Consider the following 4,053-nt stretch of genomic DNA (forward strand, 5'->3'; position numbering starts at 1 on the left):
CCCTGGGTGGGGCCCGCCCCAGGTCTGGAGCAACGGAGCGGGGGAGCGCAGCGGAGGAGTGAAGACCAGGGGTCACGACGGCCCCACCCTCGGGCCCCCGCCCGCGGCCCCAAAACACACCACCCCCCCCACCCCCCCCAAAACCCCCGCCCCCCCCCCCCCCCCAAACCCCCCGGGTCTGGGGGCCGGTGTGTTTTTTGGCCCCCCCCCCGCGCCCCGAGGGTGGGGCCCTCGTGACCCCTGGTCTTCACTCCTCCGCTGCGCTCCCCCGCTCCGTCGCTCCAGACCAGGGGCGGGCCCCACCCAGGGAGGTGAACACATCGGGGAATGATCCCACCCCGCGTGGTCTCGGAGCACGGATGCCAGGCAGTGGGCGCCTGCCATCCGGAGGCCGATCGACCGGGTGCAGCAGCAGCCGGTCCGAGAACCCGGCCGACAGGGTACGGGCCGTCATCCGGACGCCCGGTGTGCCAGCCATCCACCCCGCGCACAGTCCATGGGTTGTTATCGGGCACACTGACCGGGCCCCGGGGTCGCCCGGCTTCCCGCACGGCAAATCGCCGACGAGCGAACGGATTACGGCGGATTGCCGCCGGGTTAAGGCCGGATGTCGGGCCGGTGTGGCGTCCGGGTGTGTCGCCGAAAGGCGCGCAAATCCGGAAATTCGGCTTAAGGTCATCTTCATGACCGACGCCACCGACGCCGACGCGCCAGGCGCGGCGGGCGATACCGCCACGCCGCCGATGATCTCCCTACGCGCTGTCGACAAGCACTTCGGCGCCCTGCATGTTCTCCGCGATATCAACCTCGAGGTGCCTCGGGGGCAAGTTGTGATCGTGCTCGGCCCCTCGGGTTCCGGAAAATCGACACTGTGCCGCACGATCAACCGGCTGGAACCGATCGACTCCGGGGAGATCCGGGTCGACGATGTGCCGTTACCCGCCGAGGGCCGGGGCCTGGCCGCCCTGCGCGCCGATGTCGGCATGGTGTTCCAATCGTTCAATTTGTTCGCGCACAAGACGATCCTCGAGAACGTCATGCTCGCACCGATGAAGGTGCGTAAGACGAAGAAAGAAGAGGCGCGCACACGGGCGATGGAATTGCTCGAACGCGTGGGTATCGCGAACCAGGCGGACAAGTACCCGGCGCAGCTGTCCGGGGGTCAGCAGCAGCGGGTCGCGATCGCGCGAGCCCTGGCGATGAGCCCGAAGGTGATGCTCTTCGACGAACCCACCTCGGCTTTGGACCCGGAAATGGTCAACGAGGTACTCGATGTGATGGTCTCGCTCGCGAAAGAGGGGATGACCATGCTGGTCGTCACCCACGAGATGGGATTCGCCCGCCGTGCCGGCGACCGGGTGCTGTTCATGGCCGACGGCCAGGTCGTGGAGGACACCGACCCGAAAACGTTCTTCAGCGCGCCCGAGTCCGATCGCGCCAAGGACTTCCTGGGCAAAATACTCAGCCACTGACAGCACGCAGGCCGGCCCGGCCCCGCGCACGGCGTGGCGGCCGGCGCGATCGGCGCGGCAGCACAGCACCATCGAGAAGATGAGGGAAGGAAAACCCGATGAGGATCAACCGAGCATTCCGTCTCGCGGTCGGAGCGGTCGCCGTAGCCGTCACCGCCGCCACCACCGCCGCCTGCGGTGGCGGCAGCGATAAGACAGCGCTGGAGAACGCCCAGGAGGGCAAGCTCACCATCGGCATCAAGTACGACCAGCCCGGTCTGGGGTTGCGCAACACCGACGGCACCTACAGCGGTTTCGACGTCGAGGTGGCCAAGTACGTGGCCTCGAAACTCGGTGTGCAGCCGGACGCCATCACCTTCAAGGAAGCGCCGTCCGCGCAGCGCGAGACGCTGATCGAGAACGGTCAGGTCGATTTCGTGGTCGCCACCTACTCGATCACCGACGCCCGTAAGGAAAAGGTCGATTTCGCCGGCCCTTATTACGTGGCCGGACAGAGCCTGCTGGTGCGTGCCGACAACAACGAGATCACCGGCTCGGAAAGCATCGCGGGTAAGACCGTCTGCTCGGTGACCGGCTCCACCCCTGCGCAGAACATCCAGAAGAAGTTCCCCGACACCCAGCTGCAGACCTACGACACCTACTCGCTGTGCCTGGAGGGCCTGAACAGCGGCGCGGTGGCGGCGATGACCACCGACGACATCATCCTGGCCGGTTACGCCTCGCAGGCGCCCGGCAAGTACAAGGTCGTCGGTGAGAAGTTCACCACCGAGAACTACGGGATCGGTGTGAAGAAGGGCGATCAGGAAACCCGCGACAAGATCAACGACGCGATCGAGGAAATGATCAGCTCGGGCGCCTGGGACACCGCGTTCCAGGAGTCGGTCGGCAAGGCCGCCAGCTACGAAACCCCGGAGGCACCGCAGGTGGACCGGTACTGATTCAGCTATCGGCGGGCCGGGCCGGTAACGGCGCGGCCCGCCGATCCCGGCCCATCCCGCCGATCGGAGGCGCGCAACCACCGTGTTCGATTTGATCTCGGAATACGACACCCAGCTGCTCGACGCATTTTGGATGACCATCAAACTGACCGTGCTGTCCGCGGTCGGTTCGCTGGTACTGGGCACCCTCATAGCCGGTATGCGGGTGTCCCCCGTCCCGGTGGCCCGCTGGGTCGGCACCGCCTACGTGACCGTTTTCCGTAATACCCCGCTCACCCTCATCCTGGTGTTCTGCTCGCTGGGCCTGTACTCCACCCTGGGCATGAACCTGGCCTCCGAGGGCCCGACCTCGCTGGCCGAAAACAACTTCCGCTGGGCTGTCATCGGCCTGAGCGTGTACACGGCCGCCTTCGTCTGCGAATCGCTGCGCGCCGGAATCAATACGGTGCCGCTGGGCCAGTCGGAGGCCGGTCGTTCACTCGGTCTCAGCTTTCTGCAGAACCTGCGGATCATCGTGCTGCCACAGGCCTTCCGGTCGGTGATCGCACCGCTGGGCAGTGTGTTCATCGCCCTCACCAAGAACACGACGGTCGCTTCCGCGATCAGCGTGGCCGAGGCCTCGTTCCTGATGAAGAACATGATCGAAACCGAGGCGGCGCTGATCACCATCGGCGTCATCTTCACCCTCGGTTTCGTGATCCTGACGCTGCCGGCCGGCCTGCTGTTCGGGCATCTGGCCAAACGATTCGAGGTGGCCCGATGAGTGCCAAGGCATCCGTCCTCTACGACGCCCCGGGCCCGGTCGCCCGAGTCCGCAATATCCTCTACTCGCTCGTCGTACTGGCGGCGGTACTGGTCGCGGGCTGGTACATCTACCGCGGTTTCGCGAACCAAGGCCAATTCACGGCCGATAAATGGGAGCCGTTCCTCGACGGCGCGGTATGGACCACCTACATCCTGCCGGGCCTGGAGGGCACCGTGGTCGCCGCGGCGCTGTCGATCGTGTTCGCCCTGGTACTCGGGATGATCTTCGGTATCGCCCGCCTCTCCGACCACCGGTGGCTGCGCTGGACCGCGGGCACGATCGTCGAAATCGCCCGCGCCGTCCCGGTGCTGATCCTGATGATCTTCCTCTTCGCCCTGTACTCCGAGTACGACCTCTTCGATTCCGAGTACTTGGCGCTGGGCGCCGTGGTCACCGCGCTGACCATCTACAACGGGTCGGTGATCGCCGAGATCGTCCGCGCCGGAATTCTCTCGCTCCCCAGAGGCCAGACCGAGGCCGGTGTCGCGCTGGGGCTGCGCAAAGGCCAGCTGATGCGGCTGATCCTGTTACCGCAGGCGATCACCGCGATGCTGCCCGCGCTGGTATCGCAGATGGTGGTGGCCCTGAAGGATTCCGCACTGGGTTATGTGATCACCTACGAGGAAGTCGTTCGCAGCGCCCAGCAACTCGGTGCCGCGGAATCGAACACCATTCCCGCGCTGATCGTGGTCGCGATCATCATGATCCTGCTGAACGTCCTGCTCTCCACCATCGCCACCCGGTTGGAGAAAAGGCTCCGTTCCGGGGGCCGCCCCCCCCCCCGGCGGGGGGGGGGGGGGGGCGGCCCGCACCACGCAGGCGCGCCCCCGGGGGGGGG

Annotated in this window: 4 protein-coding genes; all 4 read left to right on the forward strand. The window is 66.4% G+C overall.

What is annotated here, in order from left to right; translation table 11 throughout:
- Positions 1-743 precede the first annotated feature (743 nt).
- Positions 744-1,472 carry an amino acid ABC transporter ATP-binding protein gene (locus QH195_RS33560; RefSeq protein ID WP_280438358.1) on the forward strand — a complete coding sequence of 243 codons (729 nt, stop codon included), beginning with the start codon at positions 744-746 and terminating at the stop codon, positions 1,470-1,472.
- Positions 1,473-1,570: 98 nt separating this feature from the next.
- Positions 1,571-2,410, forward strand: coding sequence for a glutamate ABC transporter substrate-binding protein (locus QH195_RS33565; RefSeq protein ID WP_280425980.1), 840 nt, complete (start codon positions 1,571-1,573; stop codon positions 2,408-2,410).
- Positions 2,411-2,492: 82 nt separating this feature from the next.
- Entirely contained in the window at positions 2,493-3,173 is a 681-nt protein-coding gene (locus QH195_RS33570; protein ID WP_280423980.1) for an amino acid ABC transporter permease, read from the forward strand.
- On the forward strand, positions 3,170-4,053 hold an 884-nt coding region (locus tag QH195_RS33575), incomplete at its 3' end, for an amino acid ABC transporter permease (RefSeq protein ID WP_280438357.1). The genes QH195_RS33570 and QH195_RS33575, both read left to right, overlap by 4 nt.

The organism is Nocardia carnea, assembly GCF_029868855.1.
GTDB lineage: Bacteria > Actinomycetota > Actinomycetes > Mycobacteriales > Mycobacteriaceae > Nocardia > Nocardia carnea_A.

Excerpts from the sequence above, each read along its gene's own strand:
- QH195_RS33565 (WP_280425980.1), top strand. The coding sequence starts at position 1,571 with ATGAGGATCAACCGAGCATTCCGTCTCGCGGTCGGAGCGGTCGCCGTA.
- QH195_RS33560 (WP_280438358.1), top strand. The coding sequence starts at position 744 with ATGATCTCCCTACGCGCTGTCGACAAGCACTTCGGCGCCCTGCATGTT.